We start from the raw sequence: 20,037 nt of genomic DNA on the forward strand, positions 1-20,037 counted from the left end.
TTTTACATATTCTCATATTTCTTCTTGTAGTTACTCAGCGTGAATAAGGGCCAAATATATCGATAACTGTGATAATGGGAATAAAAGCTGCCCGGCAGCCCTGCTCCTGTTGGATACCGCGTCGTCCAGTCATCCTTGTGCAGCAGCAGGAGCAATTGCCGCATGCCCTTGTGAATGGCAGGTAGAGGTTCATCACATACCGCGATAAGCGCATCGAGCGCCCAAGCGGTTTGGGAGGGCGTGCTGGCACCGAGTGGTATGTAGTGTTTGGAGCTATCGCTGCTGCAGGATTCGCCCCAGCCGCCGTCTTCGTTTTGGATGCTTAGCAGCCAATCGACGGCTTTTCGCACTGCAGGGTGATCGGGTTCCGTTTGAACAGCCATTAGCCCTGTCAAAGCAGCCCATGTGCCATAGATGTAGCAAACTCCCCATCGGCCATACCACGAACCATCTGCCTCTTGATTCGAGAATAACCAATCCACACCTCTGTGCACGAAAGTTTGACGGATGTCCAAGCCAGCTGTTGCGCCAAGGAATTCCAATGTCCTTCCGGTTAGATCCGCAGTGGACGGATCAATCGCAGCTGCGGAGGCGCCGTCAATCGGGACCAGCGTCAGCAGTTTGTTGGTAACTCCTCTTTCGAAAGCAGGCCAACCGCCATCTTTATTCTGCATGGACAGAACCCAGTTCAACCCGCGGTTCCATACGTCTTGGTATTCAGGAGTTCGCTGCGCGGTTGCATGTATAGCCCGCAAAGCTGCTGTGGTATCGTCCACGTCTGGGTTAATCGTATTCGATTCGGAGAAACCCCAACCACCGGGTACTGGATGAGCGACATGAAATCTCCAATCTCCTAATTTGGTTTGCTGCAAACGGTGCAAATAATGGACTGCTTTTGCGATCGAAGGATGATCGGGTGAAGTTCCCGCTTGCTGGAGCGCCGCGGCAAGTAAGGCTGTATCCCAGACTGTCGACGGTGAGTTTTGGAGATGAACCTTTCCGTTTATGTTCCATAGCATGGAGTAGAGTCCGCTCAGCGCAGCGGTAATCGTAGGGTGATTCTTGTCATAGCCCAACGCTAACAAGGATAAGATCATCAGCAGCGTACACGTCGCATAGCTATAAAGTGTCCCATCTGCTTCGATACGTTCCAGCATATAGGTTTCTGCATATCGAACTGCTCGTTTATGCAGCTGCTGGGGAAGACTGGTTAGCTGTTTAATGCCGGAATGAACTTCATTCAGCAGCTCTTGAAAACCGCGGGGTGACTGAGAATCCTTACGGACTGGGAGAGTCAGATCCGATAAGTCAGGAGTAGCCGCATTTTTTTTAACAAATTTGAGGTCGGCCATGATTAAGACCGGTGCAAAGTGAACGCGGGCAAAGCCGGAGAAATCAAAAAAGTTGACGGGAGAGGTCATCGGCAGCAGCAGAAATTCAAGCGGAATCACTATCGAGGATGGCCATGGATATTGTCCTGCGGTTGCCAAGAATACCTTCGTTAGAAAGGTTTTCACTTGCCTGATCCCGCCTTTTGAAGTGATAAAACGCGCAGCTTTCATCATGGGTTCGTCTGTTTTTTGGCTGTAGCCCGAGTACAAAAGAGCAAAATAGGCATTTACGGTCGTATCCAAATGTCCATCCGCTTCATCCTGATAGACTTTCCATGCTCCATTGGGTTGTTGTTCAGCAGCGATACGATCATGCAATTGTTTGATTAGCGCCTCCTGAGGAACTTCCAGTGTCCGAAGGACGATAATCATGTAGGCGTCGGTTAACAGACTATTTTCAAAGCAAAATCGCCAAGAACCGTCTTGCTGCTGCCAGTGTTCGAGCCTAGCGCTCATGCGGCGAATTTCCTCATTCACTTCACTCCAAATAGGCATTTGCAGTCCTCCTGCCGCTTCAAGTCATAAGATGGATCTTTACATGATATGAACAACGCAACATTTTAATCTAAAAAATCCAATACTCATGTAGTATGGCGGAATTGTTAACTCCGTTGTTCGTGAAACAAGAAAAAACGCCAGTTTTCACTGACGTTTTACTTGTGTAGACCATTAGTTGTGATATGGAGGTGTAAAATCGTAGTGGCTTTGCGGCGCTTTAGGGACAAGCAGGCATCCAATCATATAGATAAGGGCTACAGTACCGAAACTGAACAAGGCGGCGATGATGACTAACAAGCGAATCATCGTTGCATTTAAACCAAGCCATTCTGCTAGTCCTCCGCATAGACCTGTTAATTTGCTGTCTGTTCTAGAACGGAATAATTTGTTCATGTGTATATGGCTCCTCTCCATTTTGCGATCTATGGCATGTCATTGTTTCGTTTTCATGTCTTTATTGTAACTCTTGCAAGGTACTGCGAAAACGGACCTATGACGGTTTTTGAAGCCGGACCTAAGGCGGGGAAGAGCCACTACGAAAGCCAAGAACCCCGCAATTTAGTCAGTAATCGCGGGGTTCGTTTTCATTATTGATGGGCTATGCCGATTAAGTTAGGAGATAGTTGAGCTGGCGAAGATGGGGCCGTAGTTCCGGAACGACATCAAGATAAGAGGTAAACACCTTGATGAGTGTTGGATTAGGAGTTTGGCGAACGCATTCCTCTTGTAACATTACGGTAACCTTCTGAAGCTCCTCGCGCACTTCTTCCGACTTTGACAGTTCGCTGATCTTGACGATCATTAGCGAAATCAACTGCTCAATCGTCGTCTGACGGGCAGGAGAATCACTCGGATTCAAATAGTTGAAATGTGTGTTGCTTTCAACAATGATGGGCTTCGGTGCTGTACGAATGAAATCGTCGATTAAGGCATCCAAGCGATCCACGATGAAAGACGCCAACTCGGACATCGGTAAGGCAATCACTTTCTGCTGGACATAAGCTAAGTATTCAATATGAATGCCTCGGAAAATGGCAACAATATCCCAAATGTAGGGCTCAATCTGTTTGCCGTATGTTTCGATTAACAGTTCGCGGCGCCAAGTATGCAACGCGGTTTTCTTCCGTTTCCATGCCGCGATGAATTGTTCATTGGTTGTAATGGGGAGTTCTCGGAAGTCAATCATGAACAGGTGATTCTCGACCGTATATTGCAGCTGGAATTCGATCTTCCGCCGCAGCTTCTCTTTGGGAGTCAGGCTCAATTGAGCAGCTCCACGATCAAGTGCTGCTGCTTGATCTAACAATGTCTGATGGCATGCGACGAAAGCGGCTGTAAACAATTCTTCTTTAGTAGCAAAAAATTTATAGATGCTGGCTTTAGCCATACCGCAAGCTTCAGCGATATCCTGCATGGATGCAGCGCTGTAACCTTTCGATCGGAACAGCTCGATGGCTGTATTGAGGATTTTGTCTTTTTTCGAGTCTACCATCGCGATCCCTCCACCCCCTATCTTGACATGAGTCAAGAGGAACGTCAATGTTTCTCATTGACGATAAAACTATCGAGTTCTATAATGAACTCATTGGTTTTAGACTTGAATAAGAGGAGGTGGCCGAGATCTTGCCTTAAGATTGATAGAGGTTAAGGTATCGGCAATCACATGAGAATAGCAGAAGGCATTGATATGTTGTCCTTAAATCTGGGACCTATGACGATTCATCCGACGATACTTTATGACAAGGAGTCCTGGGTATTAATCGATACTGGTATGCCCGGTTCTGCTCCTGCGATCCGGGAGTTAGCGAAGCAAGCAGGGGTCTTGAATGTCCCGCTGCGTTCCATTATTTTGACACATCAGGATATCGATCATGTAGGTGGACTGCCCGAGTTTCTCGCGGCTGAAGACGAATCTCCAATCGTGTATGCCCATGAAGACGACAAAGACGTCATCAATGGGGAGAAACCGATGATCAAGGTGAGCCCGGAGAGGCTGACTGCGCTCCTGGCTCAGCTGCCGGAAGTGATCCGTAACCAATTCGAGCAGACTTTTCTGTATCCGTCACACCCCAACGTGGAGAGCACGATCGCAGATGGAGAGACGCTGCCGATTGCAGGCGGCCTAACCGTCATTCATACGCCGGGACATACGCCCGGGCATGTCTGTTTATATCATCATGCGAGCAAAACGCTGATTGCCGGAGATGCCATAGTCGTCGAAAATGGCGAATTAATGGGGCCGCGGGCAGCTGTTACGCCTGATATGGAAGAAGCACTAAGATCGCTTAAGAAGCTGCTAGCCTTCGATATCGTGAACGTTATCTGTTATCATGGCGGGTATTTCCAAGGTGAAGTGAATAAACGGATTGCCGAATTGACTGAGCAGCCGTGATTCGTTTCATCGTCACACTTGCTTTGTCGCTTGTAGGAGGAACGTTATTCACGCTCATTCATTCTCCCTTACCGTGGCTCTTGGGACCGATGCTGTTTGCATTCTTGGGAGCTCGTTTTTTGAAAAAGGTAAAGCCGCTTTGGCCTAGTTATTTGCGTGATACGGCACTGATTATTATAGGCTATTCTATAGGCTTAACATTCACGGTAAACACATTGCAAGAGATGGGAAAGCAGCTGCCCAGCATGATTTTAATGACCGTTTTGCTGCTGCTTTTCAGCGCGCTAATCGCCTATTGCATATCCAAGGTATCGGGCTTGGACCTGCCGACGGTGTTGATGGGGAGTATTCCAGGAGGATTGTCGCAGATGATCATCCTTGCAGAGGATACGAAAGGCATTGATCTCACCGTGATGACGTTCCTCCAAGTGTCTCGGTTGATGATCATTATTTTCTGCGTACCGCTTCTTATATTTAGCCCATTGTTTGGCGGGGATCGATCTGCCATAGAGCAGATTGCAGGAGTAAGTGCGCTTTGGAGTGATCTTTTCCCGAATATTTTCTTGTTCGCTATTGTTTGTGTGATATGTGCGGTGATGGCGAAAAAGATTCGTTTTCCATCGGCTTTTTTGCTGGGGCCAATGATCGCCACAGCCGTGCTTCATCTTTCCGGTGTATCAGGTCCAGCCCTGCCGTCCGGTCTTCTAGACGTTTCGCAACTATTAATAGGCACGTACGTTGGTTTGCTCCTTCGTCCGGAGAGTTTAACACATAAAGTACGTATCATTGGGCTCGCGATCATAAGCGGCTGTGTGCTCATCTTGGGCTCGTTAGGTTTAAGCCTAATGCTCTCTAATATGCATGACGTTTCGGCAGCGACTGCTTTTTTGGCTATGGCACCTGGAGGCATGGATCAAATGGGAATCATGGCCAAAGAGGTTCATGCGGATATTGCGATTGTCACCTGCTACCAAATATTCCGGACCTGGTTCATTTACTTCGCGGTTCCGCCGCTTCTGAGGCTTGCCTTTAAATACTTGCAGCCAAGGGATAAAGTAGGGAATGAGCCGGTACCTAGAAGCTAAAATTGGAAAATACAGGTTCCGCACAGGATTGAAGCCACCTTATTCTGTCAAGACTAGTTAGCATAACTTTTTTTAGCAGATGAGTGGTGAACATGAAAGATATTACTTTCAGAGCTCTGGCAGTCACAAATGAAATTGATTTAAACAAAATCGCAATTCATTGTAACATTCCCAAAAAATACACGTGGGAACAACCGTTAATCCTCAGGGGTGATCTTTTATCCTCGATCCTTCAGAAAGAAACGGATTCCTTACAACAAGTATTGGTATTTTCATTTGGAAGTGTTGTATTTGTTAATCACAAAAACAAGGATGAAATTACAGCTTTTTTGAAATTTATCCAAACCTTTGAGGCTGATCTGGAGCTTCAGCATGTGGATCGATATATGGACGATTACAGTCTGCATATTGAGGAAATCGAGAGCATGGAGTTGACAGACAAGTATGTAATAGTTGCCGAGTACCAGTCCTTTTACCCTGAACTCATCTCCACAGTGCTTGCCAAATCCGTAGCTCTGGAGAAAATTGAGGAACAACTTGGTGATATTCATGATGGTCTTGAAGGAATGATCGATCGATTAGAGAAAGGGAAGCTTCGCGTGGGCAATAAAGAATTGGCGAGAACCACAGCCAAAATCGTGCGCCATGAGTACAACACACTTGCCTACATCATGATTTTGGATAAACCTGATCTAACTTGGACGAATAGCACGGCCAGTGAATTTTATGATGGGATGATGGATTTCTTTGAACTGAATGATCGCTATAAAATTTTGAAAAGCAAAACAGACATTTTGTATCACATCCTTGAGGGATTTTCCAATATCAGTCATTCCATCCGAGGGTTATTCGTAGAGTGGATTGTCGTGATTCTAATTGTTATCGAAGTCGCGTTAACGGTATTACAAATTGTAGGCTGGCTTCCTTCCCATTAGGTAGGGATGAGCGAGTCTGGAGTGATAAAAAAGCCTAAGGAAATATTCATTTCCTTCAGGCTTTTTTATTTTGCTTTGGCAAATGCGGCCTTGCTCTCTGATTAGTGCTTTCGGTGGAAACTAGAGTACGCAATTTTATTGAAAAATATTGACATATTTTTAGTCGGGACATGATAAGATCAACCATGATAGGGATCTCGTTGGAGGTATGAGAATGAAAGCAATGGTCTATACGAAATACGGAACCAAAGACGTTCTTAACCTTGTTGAAGTAGAAAAACCAACCCCCAAAGACAATGAAGTCCTAGTCCGCGTTCATGCCGCGTCCGTCAATTCATGGGATTGGGATCTTATGCGAGGAATACCCTATATGGTACGCCTTGGGGGGATTTTAAAGCCAAAATACAGCATTCTCGGAGCTGACATTGCTGGGATCGTAGAAGCGGTGGGACGAGAAGTCAAACAGTTTCAACCTGGCGATGAGGTGTTCGGGGACATATCAGGCAGTGGTTGGGGCGGATTCGCGGAGTTTGTTTCTGTTCGTGAAGACGTTTTGTCACACAAACCACCGCTTATGTCATTCGATCAAGCCGCAGCTCTCCCACAGGCGGGAGTCCTTGCTTTACAAGGCCTCCGTGATAAAGGAAAGATTCAGAAGGGGCAGAAAATTCTTGTCAATGGGGCAGGTGGAGGAGTAGGAACGATCGCTATACAATATGCCAAATCAATCGGGGCGGAAGTAGCAGCTGTCGATAGCGGCATGAAATTGGATATGCTTACATCGCTTGGCGCAGACCAGGTTATTGACTACACAACGAAAGATTTTACAAAAAACGGACAGCAGTATGATTTAATTCTTGATGTCGTAGGAAATCGATCAATTTTCGATTACAAACGTGCATTAAGCCCATCAGGAACGTATGTTATGGTAGGAGGCTCTATGTCTCGAATTTTTCAGGTTATTTGCCTGGGACCCTGGATTTCAATGACGGAGAAGAAGAACATGGGCATATTAATCCATAAGCCAAATCAACATGATCAAAAGGAATTGGGTAGACTTGTTGAGGCTGGAGCCGTTACACCCATTATAGATAAGTACTATCCATTACGAGATCTCGCTGAAGCTCTTCAGCATTTGGGAGATGGTCATGTCAAAGGAAAAGTTGTGATCCGTGTAGTGGATTAAACAACTCTTCTGTTCCTGAAAAAGTGCATGATTAGATAGGCGGATTGAGGGAAATTCAAGCCAAGCTGCCACGCACCAATGCCGAGAAGCTGGTAGTCAATGACCAACTGACATTTCGCTGCCCGTGCCCGCGCATCCTCAAACCAGACGATATGTCTGCGTCCTTGCTCATCCCAATAGCCAAAATACGGCTGCTGATACTGCTCGGAGTATTGAATATTCACCTCATACCTAATAGCGGTATCTGTTGCTGATTTTACGGAAACGGCTTTGGCCGTTAGGGGGACATTCCCCTCCATGGTCCAGTCAAAACCATACCGCGGGACACCAAGAATAATTTTATGACGAGGCATGTGTTGGAGTGCATATTCAACCGTTTTTCTAATTTCATCGATCGGGCCAACAGGCCCAGGTCCTGAATGCGCTTCATGGAAATCATAGGCCATAATAAATACGAAGTTAACAGAGCTAGCAATCCCCCCATAATCATACCCGGGATGGTCAAGATCGGACCTTTTTACGGGTACCGCTACGGAAGTATAATAGCCATCTGGCTTTATTCTCTCATTCAAGGCTCTCAAAAAACCGGAATACAAGTCGCGTTCATCTGCTCTAATTCGCTCGAAATCGACATTGACTCCAGTGTAATTTTTCGTTTTCAGTAAGGTATAGATGTTATCGATTAAACGGTTTCGAAGTTCCGGAGACTGCAGCAATTGTTTCGTTATGTCGGAGCTGAACCCTCCTGGCGTTAAATTTGTTATTGTAGCAAGAGGCGCTACAAGGTGATCACGAGAAACTTTAATCACAAGATCATCATAAGGCAGTTCGCTCAGATTGCCGTCAGCCGTAATATGATATTCAAAAACACCAAAGTATGTATTCAGGTTTGCGAAGTTTTGAACTGTTTTCTGAATTTGTTCCGGCGTACTAGGTAAAATATAGCTTAGCCCTTCCTCCAAATACTTGGGCCGAGTCGGTAAGGTTAACCGCATTCCGACAGTCAAGGCATCGCTTTCCAGACCATTGGCGGTTTTCAGAAGTTGTGAGGGAACATAGCTGATGCTCGCGATAGAGGAAAGAGTGTCACCTTGTTGAACAATGTAGGTCGTCGTCGCCATGATGAGTGCTTGACCTGGTACGAGATCAGCTTCATTTAATCCGTTTACGGAGCGTATCGTATCAAGCGATACTTGATATTTTCTGGAAATTGTATAAAGTGAATCGCCAGATTTGACCGTATAAATAAACAAAGGGATCAGCCCCCTGACCGAATAACAACAATTTTTTTATAGGTATTCCGTTTCCAGCATGTTTAAGAACAAAATAGAGCTTTAAAACGGCAATATTGATAATTGATGATCTTTTCAAAACTGGGAATCATAATAAGTAATACGGTAACCAGAGGTGTACGAGTTGAATCAGATCCGATGCGATGAATCCCCAATGAAAGAACAGCTCAAAAAGCACATCCAAGAAATTTCTGATGCGCTCCATCATAGCTTACAAATCATAGATAATGAAAATCACTGCATGCTAAGCGATTTAGAGGCGATTCAAGAAAGGTTCAGGAGAGTTGAATCCATTGCCGCTTCCTTTTACATGCAATGTTATTTGTCAGCTTTCTCCATCCAATATTTGGACCTGTCTATTGCCGTTGATCATTTGTCGAAACGCCGCCATGGTGCGTTGATTGTCATCCAACGAAACGATCCTATCGGGGAACATCTTCATAATGGCATTCAAGTAGGAGCCAAAGTATCGTATTCCTTACTCGAATCGATCTTTTACCCTGGCAATCCCTTGCATGATGGGGCTGTGTTCATTAGTTATGATCAAATCGTTTCAGCAGCGAATGTCCTTCCCTTATCAGCCACTATCGTAGAAAATAAAAAATTAGGTACGCGGCATCGGGCGGCAATTGGCATTACGGAACGAACAGATGCTTTGGCTCTGGTTGTTTCGGAAGAAACCGGTCAAACTTCATTTGCCTACCAGGGCCAACTGCATCCGATCATCATGTCGGATATTATTGTTTAGATTTGTTTGTCAGTTGTAGAGGCGTTAATTCACTAGATCCCGAGGCATATATAACAAGAGAAGAAGTAGCTGTTAGTACCCAAAAAAATTTTGCGGAAACCTGGATTAATAGAGTAATAGACATCGGAATATAGGCCTAAAAGGCTGTCGAGGATTGATTCTCGGCAGTCTTTTTCATGGCCGAAAAAACGCTGTGAATCAACGGAATTCATACTTATTTTAAATTAGCTATAAAAAATTCGACTTGTTTCGCCGAAATTAAACATAGGATAATTTATCCTGTAAAAAAAAGGGAAAACATGACCCCTTACAACAATAAGAGAAACTTCGGAGGCTGGCAGAATGAAACTCACGCTGTACAAGAAACTTCTTTTTAGCTTTGTCATTGTTTTAGTGCTTCTTACGACAATCAGTATTACGTCTCAAATGCGGATGAAATCGATGGGTGACACCGCTAAACTAACGACGGATAAAGGACTTCCTTCCGTTATCTTACTGGGCAATTTGAACTATGATTTGAAAAGTCTCGACGATCAAATTCTCCGCATTCAATTTAATATGGAGGATAAGACGAAGCAAAACTTAAGTGGTACGGGCATGTTAGAGGAAGAGGCAACAACGACTCCTGCAGAGAGAGCTCAAACCTTATTTAATGATATTGAAAAGAAAATCAATCTTCTGGATGGGACTTTCCAGGATGAGAAAGATATCCAGATGCTTAAAGTATTCAAAGAGCAATGGACGCAGTACGCTACGGTTTTTCCTTCTACGCTGGAAGCTGCGCAAAAACACGGCGCTGAAGGTCTGGCTCTTATCCAGGTTGCGGATAGTAACTTGGGAAGCTGCTCGTTGCTAATAGAAATGTTCACCAAACGCATTCAGGAAAATGCGGAAGGATGGGCAACGGAGGTAGAGCATTCTTATCAGGATGGTATTAAGTGGAATACGGTTCTTAGTATTTTTGCAATCGTCTTAGGTTTAGTTATCTCGTTCCTGATTGCTCGTCACGTCTCCAAACCGATCACGACGATGAGTGCAGCGGCAAGACGTATATCGGAAGGGGATCTTTCTGTGAGCTATACAGCTTTGAAACAGAAGGATGAAATCGGAGATCTCAGCGCTTCGTTTGCACAAATGACGGAGCATATGAGAAGTATGATCGAAGCTGTGAATGGACATGCGCAAAGCGTTGCTTCTTCTGCAGAACAACTTCGTATCAGCTCTATTGATATGCAGGAAGTATCCAATCACATCACTCAGACGGTGAAAGAAGTGGCTACAGGGGCGGATCAACAGACGCTATCGATGGAAGAAACTTCGCGCTCGATGGAAGAAGTGGGCAGCGGAATATATCGGATGGCCGAAAGTGCTTCTACGATTGCGGAGTCGATCGAATGGACCAAACAGCAGGCAGAAGCCGGTGGAACCTATGTGCAGAACACTGTTCAGCAAATGGAATCCATTCATGAATCTGTTACTCAAACAGATCAAGTAATGTCAATGTTGGAGAGAAAATCGCAAGAGATCGGGCATATTTTACAAGCTATTCAGGATATTGCCCAGCAAACGAATCTTCTGGCACTTAATGCTGCGATTGAAGCAGCCAGAGCTGGTGAGCAGGGACGCGGCTTTGCCGTCGTAGCTTCTGAAGTACGCAAGCTAGCCGAGCAATCCGGACAATTTTCAGGTGAGATTTCCGCGTTGCTGAGTGAAATTCAAACAACCGTACATGATTCGGGCGATGCTCTCAGTCAAGTCAAAAATGAAGTTCAAACAGGCATTGAGCTCGTGCAGAAAACGGAGCAAAACTTCGGTGAAATTTTGCAGTCTACTACACTTGTGGCGTCACAAATTCAGGAAATGGCCGCAACTTCCGAACAAATGTCGGCTGGTGCGCAAGAGATTACGGCATCTGTCCAACAAGTTGCTTCCATCGCTAAGAAAACAGCGGACTCTTCCCAGGACGTGTCAACTTCCGCTGTAAATCAGCTTGAGACTACAGGGGAAGTGAGAGTCGCAGCACAATCCTTATCGGAGATGGCAGAAGAACTGCAGCAGATCCTGGCTCGATTCCGTATCGCTTAGTCCCATACACATGGAAACCCCACAAACCCCACAAACCCTTGCGGTTTGTGGGGTTTTATTCGGAAGGACGCATAGTTCGTTTTTTTGCTAACAGTGCAATAAATTATTCAACCTTCGGTAAATATGACGTACTGTTGTCAGCTTTACTGTGCTATGCTATATAAGTTCATGGTAGTTGATACGGAGACGGAGGACTAACAGAAATGGCAGACGCATTTAAAGATATGTACAATCAAGCGTTTCTCCAGGAATTCGCCAAAAAAGTTCACAGCGCCTACCCACCATTCGACGAGGAATCGTTCGTGGAGAAGGTTATGCATGCTGACTGGGTAGATTTAGCTTTGAAACAAAGGATGAGGAAAATTACGCTAACGCTCGGCGAGCATCTGCCGCCTTCTTTTAGCGAGGCGTTGGCCATTTTATATGCAATTGAAGATACTTGTATTGGCTTTCCTTATTTGTTTTTTCCTGATTTTGTGGAAGTATACGGTCAAAACGGCGAGCATTGGGAGCTGTCTATGCAAGCATTGGAAAGATTCACAACAAGATCTTCCGCTGAGTTTGCTGTGCGGCCGTTTATTTTGCATGATCCCGAACGCATGATACGGCAGATGTCCGTTTGGGCAGATCATCCGAATGAGCATGTACGCAGGCTCGCTAGTGAAGGATGCCGTCCGCGTCTTCCTTGGGGACAATCGCTGCCGATGTTTAAGCAGGATCCTGCGCCGGTACTGGGCATTTTGGAGAAGCTGAAAGCCGATTCGTCGCTCTATGTTCGCAAAAGTGTCGCTAATAATTTGAACGATATTGCGAAGGATCATCCGGCGATCGTTCTGGAGACAGCTGCGCGTTGGAAGGGGGTCAATCCGGATACGGATTGGATCGTGAGGCACGGCTGCAGAACTTTGATTCGCCAAGCGACTCCGGAGGTGCTAGCCCTGTTTGGATATGCGGTGTCGCGGGATGACGATCCCATTGCGGATTACGCGGTGCTTATGGCTGAGCCGAACGAGCTGATGATTGGCGAGAATTGTGAACTTCGCTACGAAGTTCACGTACGGCTGGGTGAACCCGTTCATCTGCGTATCGAATACGGAATTGATTTTGTGAAATCAGGAGGGAAACATTCGCGGAAGTTGTTTCTCCTGTCGGATAAGACTGTACCTGGAGGAACACGGCTTGCAGCTGCTAGAACACATCGATGGGCCGATCTGACGACCCGCCGGCATTACCCTGGCAAGCATCGAATAGTTTTACTCGTGAACGGAAAGGAAGTCGCAGAGACCTCTTTAAATCTAACGTTGGGGAGCTAGGGAGTTGATTCCATGAGTCATTTTCACATCCAAAAAGTTGAGATTCTGGATACTCAATTATTGTTGCCTTTGGCAGAAGAGAGTGCTCGTGAAGGATTTCGCCATCTGGGCAGATTGATGAACGAGTATGCGAATGGGAGTAATCAATTTGATCAAGATGGAGAAGCTCTTTTCATTGCCAAACTGGGCAGTGATATTGTCGGGGTCTGCGGATTGAACCGGGATCATTACGCCAATGGCGCAGATGTCGGCCGTGTTCGACGGCTTTATGTCATGCCAAGTGTGCGCAGATTTGGAATTGGGCGAATGTTACTGGCGTCTGTCATTGCGGAAGCGAGAAAAAGTTATCACCTCCTTGTGCTAAAAACGGATAACCATCAAGCTGATGTTTTTTATCGTTCACTCGGTTTTTCCATGAACTCGGATTCGGATCATCATACGCACTTCCTAGTATTAAATGTGACTAACGAATATTGAATGGACTGGAGATTAGGAATGAATTCTTCTTTGTTTCGAAATCGTGCGTTTATCATTTTGATGATTGGTGAAGCCATCCAAGGCGGAGGCATCTGGACTAGCATCATTGCCAATTTGCAATTCATGCAAAGCCACGTTCCATCTGATTTAGGCAAAAGTTTAATCCTGATGTGCGGGTTATTTCTTGGTGTGCTCATTTCACCGCAAGCAGGCGTTTGGGCCGACCGCTATGATAAGAAAAAAATCCTGCTCATATCAGGGATCGTTCGTTGTCTTGCTCCGATTTGTATGTTCGCTGCTTTATATTACCAATCTGTCGCAATCATGTTATTGTCAGTGGTCATTATGCAGTTAGCCGCGACAGTCTATATGCCAACCGTGCAAGCAGCACTGCCAGCAGTCGTTTCAGCATCCGATCTGCTGAAGGCGAATACCGTTAATTTCAACGTGACTACAATAGCAAGGATTGGCGGTACAGCTGTCGCGGGCATTCTGGTCGCCGTCATGAATTTATACACGGTGTACGCATTGTCGCTTGTATTTTACGCGATTCTAGTTCTGCTCATTACGCAGTTGAAGATTACAAATATTACGGATTCTACGATTGTTAAAAAGAAGGAGAAAATCCGCTTCTCCGAGCTGTTTCCGTTCATCCGACAAGAGCCTGCTGTCCTTATAGCACTTATCAATAGCGGTATTATCACTTTGTTCTTGGGTGGTTTCAATTTGCTTGTCCTTAAATTTAGTCAAGTCCAACATAAGCCGGAACTGATGGGATGGATTTATTCCATTGAAGGTATGAGCATTTTAATCGTAGGTTTATTTGCCAAACGGGTGATCGGAAAGCGAAATCTGGTAACCAGCTCTACACTATTTATGTTACTATTTGCGATTTCATTTGCTGGCATGTCCTTTAGCGAGAATACCTCTGCCGTGCTTGGTTCTTTTGTTCTATTCGGCTGTGCCGTCGCTTTTTTCTTTCCAATGGTATCGACTCTTTTTCAAATCAAAGTCCCGCAAGACGTGCAAGGCCGTTTTTTCTCATTTCGAGGCATGCTTGATCGCGTAATGTTTCAGGTTGCGCTGCTTGCGACGGGTGCATGTCTGGATTGGTTCGGGATTTCAACTTATCTATTAACATTGGCCGTCCTTACAATTGCAAGTGGTATCTTAACCTTGATTTTGGCCAAACAAAAGTCTGTGGACGTACGGCAGCCCGTCATTCGAGAAACGGTTGAAGGTTAAGCGAAATTGCTGCTTTACCCAATAATAGAGAGTTGTACGAAATGAAGCAATTATAGTATATTTTAGTCATCATTCAAAAGGTCATTGTACCTTTCGGGGCTAGGGGGGTACATCTTGAAGTCGGAAATATTCATTCACATACTTAGAAATGAACTTGTTGTTGCGCTTGGCTGTACAGAGCCAGTTGCGATTGCGTTAGCAGCAGCCAAGGCAAGGACTTATATTAATGGTCCAATAGACAAAATTACGGTGTATGCTAGTGCAGGCATCATAAAGAATGCATTAGCCGTCGGCATACCCGGCACGGGTCAGACAGGGATCGACTTTGTAGCTGCGCTAGGGGCGATTGCCGGCAATGCGGAGAAACAATTAGAAGTACTCGCCGATATTGATCCAGCCGCCATTTCCGAGGCTCGGACAATGGTGGATGAGGGTATTTCTGTGGTTCATCTCGCTGATACACCAACCAAACTATACATTGAAGTCAAGATTGAAGCCGAGCAAAGGTACGCAAAGGTTGTCATTACAGATAACCATACGAATATTACGTTGATAGAAGTCGATGGGAAGATCGTGGATACTGGAGGCTGTGCAAACGCGAGCTTTAAGAGCTCTAAGGAGGACCGGAATTCGCTAACGATCGATTCGATTGTTGATTTCGTGAATTCTGTTGAACTTGAAGAGCTCAGTTTGGTCAAACAAAGCATAGAATTGAATCGCAAGGCAGGTTTAGACGGCTTAACACATTCGTACGGACTTGAGGTCGGGAAGACGATAAAAGAAAACGTGCAGCGAGGAATTTTATCAGATGATCTCATTTCCCATGCGATGGCGCTCGCGGCAGCAGGTTCGGATGCTCGTATGGCTGGTTCCACGATGCCTGTCATGGCGAATTCAGGAAGCGGCAATCAAGGGATTGCCGCGACGAATCCTGTCATCGCGGCTGCAGAAAGACTCGGCGCCTCTGAGGAGCAACTCATTCGCGCGGTTGCGCTTAGCCATTTGGTTACGATTCATATCAAATCGAAGTTTGGGCGATTATCCGCGTTATGCGGAGTGACCGTATCGGGTACGGGCGCTAGCTGCGGAATAACCTATCTGCTTGGCGGAGGGAAACCCGAGATCCGGGCTGCAATCCAGAACATGCTTGGCAATGTGACCGGGATGATGTGCGATGGGGCGAAGGGCGGCTGCGCTATGAAAGTTGCGACTTGCACAAGCGCGGCGGTACAATCTGCGCTTCTGGCGTCAAAAGGGAAGTCCATATCCTCGACCAATGGATTCATTGAAAATGACGCCGAGAAGACTATCGATAACTTCTGTCGGATCGGGAATGAGGCAACATCGGAGATGGATAAACTTGTTCTCGAAATGATGTTAAATAAAGAATTATAAGCAATTAGGATCGGCTTATATTGTATGTTTTTAACGGTAAGGACTTGGGGATTAAGCCTCAAGTCCTTTTTTTGCGACCTTTATCAGGATGATCTCCCGAAGTGTATAGGTACAGCTTGAAGCTGGTCTCTATTCGTAGAGCGTGTATGGCGACATCTTGAGTCGGATCAACACCCCTAAATTTGTAATGCTGTATGTTGTTGCCACATACAGCGCGTAAAAGGAAGAGGAGGTTATCTTGAAACATGAAGAAAAAAGTACAGGCTCTAATCTGCATTTGTTCCCTCGGAATCATGGGGATGGCTGTTCCGGTCAGCGCACAATCTTTATCCCAGGGTACGCAAAGTGATCAAGTATTGGATATGCAAGAGAGATTAAGCGCACTTGGCTACTTTCATGCAGGAATTACTGGCTATTATGGGAGCCAAACGAAGAATGCTGTTAAGAAATTTCAAGCCAGCTACGGCTTGACGGTTGATGGTGAAGCTGACTCACTGACATTGTCGAAGTTAAAAAAATCGATTTCCCCCAAACACTCAGTGCTGGACGAGCTGGCACGAATCATTCATTCTGAAGCTCGGGGTGAATCCTTCTTGGGTCAAGTTGCCGTGGGAGCTGTCATTCTGAATCGTGTTCAATCCGAACAGTTTCCAGATTCCATCACGGAGGTCATTCATCAACCTGGTCAGTTTTCATCCGTAGATGATGGTCAGTTTGCTCTTCAACCTAATGAAACAGCTTACCGTGCGGCAGCAGCCGCTTTGAATGGTATGGATCCAACAACAGGAGCTCTTTATTTTTATAATCCGGTCACGGCTAAAGCATCTTGGAGTAAAAGCAGAATTAAGAAGATTACGATTGGTCATCACGCGTTTACCATCTAGACCCTATAAGGCTGCCTTGTGCAGTCTTTTTTTAGTAGGAGTAAATCGCTTACTTAACTCGTGTTATACTCTGAAAGTAGATAAATAACATTTTGCTTGCAACTTATTAAAAATAAGTTATAATATAAATTGTAACAAATTAAATTACAGAATGTGAGAGTGAAACCATGGCAACTGTACTTTACATTACGGCAAACCCAAATGATCACCAAGCTTCCTATAGCATGGCGGTGGGCAAAGAATTTATCGAAACATACCGTGAAACAAATCCTGGTGACGAAGTTATCCATATTGATTTGTTCAAAACGAACATTCCACAAATCGATGGGGATGTATTGAGCGGCTGGGGTAAACTTGGCTCTGGAACTGAATTCAGCGCACTAACAGCTGATGAGCAAGCTAAAATCGCGCGTCTTGGTGAAATCGTGGATCAATACATATCCGCTGACAAATACGTGTACGTTTCACCAATGTGGAACTTCTCCTTCCCTCCAGTTATGAAAGCTTACATCGATGCGATCTGTGCAGCTGGTAAAACGTTCAAATACACAGCTGAAGGCCCTGTTGGTTTGCTGAACAACAAAAAAGCACTTCACATCCAAGCTTCTGGCGGCGTATACTCAGAAGGTCCAGCAGTTGGGTTCGAGTCTGGTCACAGCTACTTGAAAAAAATCATGATGTTCACTGGCGTACCTAGCTTCGAAGGCATCTTCGTTGAAGGTATGGCTGCTGCACCTGATAAAGCTGCTGAAATCAAAGCAAATGCGATCGTTAAAGCGAAAGAAGTTGCAAAGCAATTCTAAGATTTATACTTTATATCGAAACAGCGCATCTTTTCAGATGCGCTGTTTTTCTATTTCGGTTGAGGGTATTTCGTACTTTAAAGTTGCTGAAAGTCATCGCGGAACTGATGATAATCGGATACGCGGCATTCCAACTTGAGACGAGTCCCGTCAGGCTCATAGTTCGTTGACTGAATATGGGCATGCTCATTGAAATAGGCTACTAATCGACTTTGCCCATATGGAATTAATATTTCGCATGCCATGTAATTGTGGAAGATACGGTCGCGAATCAACTGAGTGAGCTCTTCCATGCCGCTTTGCTGTCTAGCAGAAAGGTAGACGAGATCCTTTTCTACTCGAGGGTAGGCATGATCCGTCAGATCAGCTTTGTTGTAGGCAAAAATCATGGGAATATGGTCAGCGCCCAGCTCTTTCAACGTGTCATTGGTCACTTGAATATGCTTTTCGTACTCGGGATTAGAGATGTCTACGACTTGAATTAACAGATCAGCTTCGGAGACTTCCTCCAAAGTAGAGCGAAATGCTTTAATTAAATGGTGGGGAAGTTGGCTAACAAACCCTACCGTATCTGTTAACAGAAATGTTTTACGGTCGGGCAAGGTGATGCTGCGAACAGAGGTCTCCAGCGTGGCGAACAACATGTCTTTGGTAAAGACTTGTTTATGTTGCTTATCCGCTCGCGGATTGTACTGTTCGATCATGGCATTCATCAAACTTGATTTCCCGGCATTCGTATAGCCAACGACGCAAATAACCGGCACCTCGTTTTTGCGCCGCTGCTTCCGTTGTGTTTGGCGCCGGCCAACGAGTTTCTCTAACTCGGATTGTAAAGCTGCGATACGATCTTCGATTTTACGACGGTCAAGTTCGAGCTTCGTTTCACCTGAACCCCGATTTTTCAAACCGGCTCCGCCACCTTGGCGTCCTAAAGACTCACGCAGTCCGACAAGTCTGGGAAGCATGTAGTGGAGCTCCGCGACCTCAACTTGGAGCTGTGCTTCCCGTGTTTGAGCGCGCTCCCCGAAAATATTCAGAATCAAGATCGTTCTGTCAATGACTTTGCAGTCAAGGGAGGATTCCAGGTTTCGAATCTGAGAAGGAGTTAATTCATCATTACATATGACCACCGATGCGCCCTTATCGGCGATTAGAACGGCTAACTCTTGAATTTTTCCCGTTCCGATATAGTGGGAGGGATTCACACGCGTAACTTTCTGTGATAGCTCGCCAACCACTTCAACGTGGCAGGCTTCAGCCAGGTTGCTTAATTCCTCCATCGAATAAGCAAAATCCGATCGGTTCCATAGATGGACACCGACAATAATCGCTTTCTCTTTCTGTTGTTCCATAGGTCATCATCCTTTCAAGTTGGGTAGTAAAAAGAAACAACACAAGCAGAGGGCTTGTGTTGTCAGTGGTTGAGAGGACGTTGACTATCTTAGTGAATACAAGAAAACAAACAACAGTTAGCGAGAAGGATACTTCATCTTCCTACAACTGAGCATCTTGATTCACAGATAGGTGCAACAAATCAGGGTTATAAATGGACAGACTTATCCTGAGTCCTCTGTACACAGACAGAATCTTGAGCGCTATTCAATTAGCCGCGCAAAGATCTAACTCGGATAAAATCTATCACACGTAACCCCTCCGTTCGTTTTAATTATTATCAGATTACCACAAGGACAACCTGCTTAGCATCATGAAGGAATCATTATAATTATTTTTTATTGGTTGACGCAATAAAACAGTTGTTTTGACAAGCTGCAGCGACTCATGATACGTTACTTTTCAAGTCGGTACATCTTAAGGAAGCGAGTGATTGTATCCCATGTATGAACAAAAGACGAAGGAAAACGATACAAGCGTTTTAGCGTTTATTGAGGATGTCGATAGTCCCAAGAAACGTGAAGACGCCTATAAGCTTCTGGATATCTTTACGGAAACATCCGGCTATCCCGCGAAGATGTGGGGGACGAGCATCATAGGGTTTGGATCCTATCACTACAAATATGCCAGCGGACATGAAGGCGATGCGCTGCTTGTCGGATTTTCGCCAAGGAAAGGCAAAATTAGTTTGTACTTCGCAACAGGTGACTCGCAGCGGGAATCACTTTTGCAGGATTTAGGAAAACATACGACCGGGAAAGCCTGCGTCTACATTAATAAAGTGGATGACATCCAAGTTGATGTCTTAAAGTCGTTAATTAAGCAGTCGATACAGTTCCTGAAAGAGACATATCCTGATTAAAATAACAAGGGATGGAGCCCGTTATAGCGGTGCTCCATCCCTTGTTTATTGGAA

At 45.3% G+C, this 20,037-nt stretch carries 18 protein-coding genes; 13 read left to right on the forward strand and 5 right to left on the reverse strand.

The annotated features are described in order from the left end of the window. Positions 1-2: 2 nt before the first annotated feature. From shc to RQP52_RS05790, 3 genes are all read right to left on the reverse strand, one after another. Positions 3-1,886 carry a squalene--hopene cyclase gene (gene shc, locus RQP52_RS05780; protein ID WP_315950010.1) on the reverse strand — a complete coding sequence of 628 codons (1,884 nt, stop codon included), beginning with the start codon at positions 1,884-1,886 and terminating at the stop codon, positions 3-5. Between the two features lie 174 nt (positions 1,887-2,060). Next, entirely contained in the window at positions 2,061-2,282 is a 222-nt protein-coding gene (locus tag RQP52_RS05785; protein WP_315950011.1) for a PspC domain-containing protein, read from the reverse strand. A gap of 214 nt (positions 2,283-2,496) precedes the next feature. Then, a complete protein-coding gene (locus RQP52_RS05790) occupies positions 2,497-3,381 on the reverse strand; it encodes a TetR/AcrR family transcriptional regulator (protein ID WP_315950012.1) in 885 nt (294 codons plus the stop codon). A 171-nt stretch (positions 3,382-3,552) separates the two neighbouring features. On the opposite strand from RQP52_RS05790, the gene RQP52_RS05795 reads away from it, so the two are divergent. From RQP52_RS05795 to RQP52_RS05810, 4 genes are all read left to right on the forward strand, one after another. Continuing rightward, positions 3,553-4,281: an MBL fold metallo-hydrolase gene (locus RQP52_RS05795; RefSeq protein ID WP_315950013.1), complete on the forward strand. Its 729-nt coding sequence runs from the start codon at positions 3,553-3,555 to the stop codon at positions 4,279-4,281. Further along, positions 4,278-5,366, forward strand: a complete 1,089-nt coding sequence (locus RQP52_RS05800) for an AbrB family transcriptional regulator (protein WP_315950015.1) — start codon at positions 4,278-4,280, stop codon at positions 5,364-5,366. The genes RQP52_RS05795 and RQP52_RS05800 overlap by 4 nt, the downstream gene beginning before the upstream one ends. A 92-nt stretch (positions 5,367-5,458) precedes the next feature. Beyond that, the gene (locus RQP52_RS05805) at positions 5,459-6,301 is read left to right on the forward strand and encodes an RMD1 family protein (RefSeq protein ID WP_315950017.1); all 843 of its coding nucleotides are present in this window, start codon (positions 5,459-5,461) and stop codon (positions 6,299-6,301) included. Between the two features lie 214 nt (positions 6,302-6,515). Further along, positions 6,516-7,487 carry an NAD(P)-dependent alcohol dehydrogenase gene (locus RQP52_RS05810; protein ID WP_315950018.1) on the forward strand — a complete coding sequence of 324 codons (972 nt, stop codon included), beginning with the start codon at positions 6,516-6,518 and terminating at the stop codon, positions 7,485-7,487. Here RQP52_RS05810 and RQP52_RS05815 read toward each other — a convergent pair. After that, positions 7,484-8,740 (reverse strand): glycosyl hydrolase family 18 protein, encoded by a 1,257-nt coding sequence (locus RQP52_RS05815; RefSeq protein WP_315950019.1) that lies wholly within the window; start codon positions 8,738-8,740, stop codon positions 7,484-7,486. The two genes, RQP52_RS05810 and RQP52_RS05815, sit on opposite strands and share 4 nt — an antisense overlap. Positions 8,741-8,903: 163 nt before the next feature. On the opposite strand from RQP52_RS05815, the gene cdaS reads away from it, so the two are divergent. From cdaS to RQP52_RS05855, 8 genes are all read left to right on the forward strand, one after another. Continuing rightward, the gene (gene cdaS / locus RQP52_RS05820) at positions 8,904-9,527 is read left to right on the forward strand and encodes a sporulation-specific diadenylate cyclase CdaS (protein ID WP_315950021.1); all 624 of its coding nucleotides are present in this window, start codon (positions 8,904-8,906) and stop codon (positions 9,525-9,527) included. 342 nt (positions 9,528-9,869) lie between these two features. Next, complete coding sequence (locus tag RQP52_RS05825) at positions 9,870-11,612, forward strand: methyl-accepting chemotaxis protein (protein ID WP_315950022.1); 1,743 nt, start codon at positions 9,870-9,872, stop codon at positions 11,610-11,612. 203 nt (positions 11,613-11,815) lie between these two features. Beyond that, positions 11,816-12,925 (forward strand): DNA alkylation repair protein, encoded by a 1,110-nt coding sequence (locus RQP52_RS05830; protein WP_315950024.1) that lies wholly within the window; start codon positions 11,816-11,818, stop codon positions 12,923-12,925. 12 nt (positions 12,926-12,937) lie between these two features. Beyond that, on the forward strand, positions 12,938-13,402 hold the full coding sequence (locus RQP52_RS05835; protein ID WP_315950026.1) for a GNAT family N-acetyltransferase: 465 nt from the start codon (positions 12,938-12,940) through the stop codon (positions 13,400-13,402). Positions 13,403-13,420: 18 nt separating this feature from the next. Next, entirely contained in the window at positions 13,421-14,647 is a 1,227-nt protein-coding gene (locus RQP52_RS05840; protein ID WP_315950028.1) for an MFS transporter, read from the forward strand. A 114-nt stretch (positions 14,648-14,761) separates the two neighbouring features. Further along, positions 14,762-16,042, forward strand: coding sequence for an L-cysteine desulfidase family protein (locus RQP52_RS05845; RefSeq protein ID WP_315950029.1), 1,281 nt, complete (start codon positions 14,762-14,764; stop codon positions 16,040-16,042). Positions 16,043-16,287: 245 nt separating this feature from the next. Further along, positions 16,288-16,926, forward strand: a complete 639-nt coding sequence (locus RQP52_RS05850; protein ID WP_315950030.1) for a cell wall hydrolase — start codon at positions 16,288-16,290, stop codon at positions 16,924-16,926. Between the two features lie 167 nt (positions 16,927-17,093). Then, a complete protein-coding gene (locus RQP52_RS05855) occupies positions 17,094-17,729 on the forward strand; it encodes an FMN-dependent NADH-azoreductase (protein WP_315950031.1) in 636 nt (211 codons plus the stop codon). 77 nt (positions 17,730-17,806) lie between these two features. Here RQP52_RS05855 and hflX read toward each other — a convergent pair whose 3' ends face one another. After that, positions 17,807-19,081, reverse strand: coding sequence for a GTPase HflX (hflX, locus tag RQP52_RS05860; RefSeq protein WP_315950032.1), 1,275 nt, complete (start codon positions 19,079-19,081; stop codon positions 17,807-17,809). A 482-nt stretch (positions 19,082-19,563) separates the two neighbouring features. Here hflX and RQP52_RS05865 point away from each other — a divergent pair, with 482 nt between their 5' ends. Beyond that, entirely contained in the window at positions 19,564-19,983 is a 420-nt protein-coding gene (locus RQP52_RS05865) for a DUF1801 domain-containing protein (RefSeq protein ID WP_315950033.1), read from the forward strand. Positions 19,984-20,037 lie beyond the last annotated feature (54 nt).

Source organism: Paenibacillus violae (assembly GCF_032461945.1).
Lineage (GTDB): Bacteria > Bacillota > Bacilli > Paenibacillales > NBRC-103111 > Paenibacillus_E > Paenibacillus_E violae.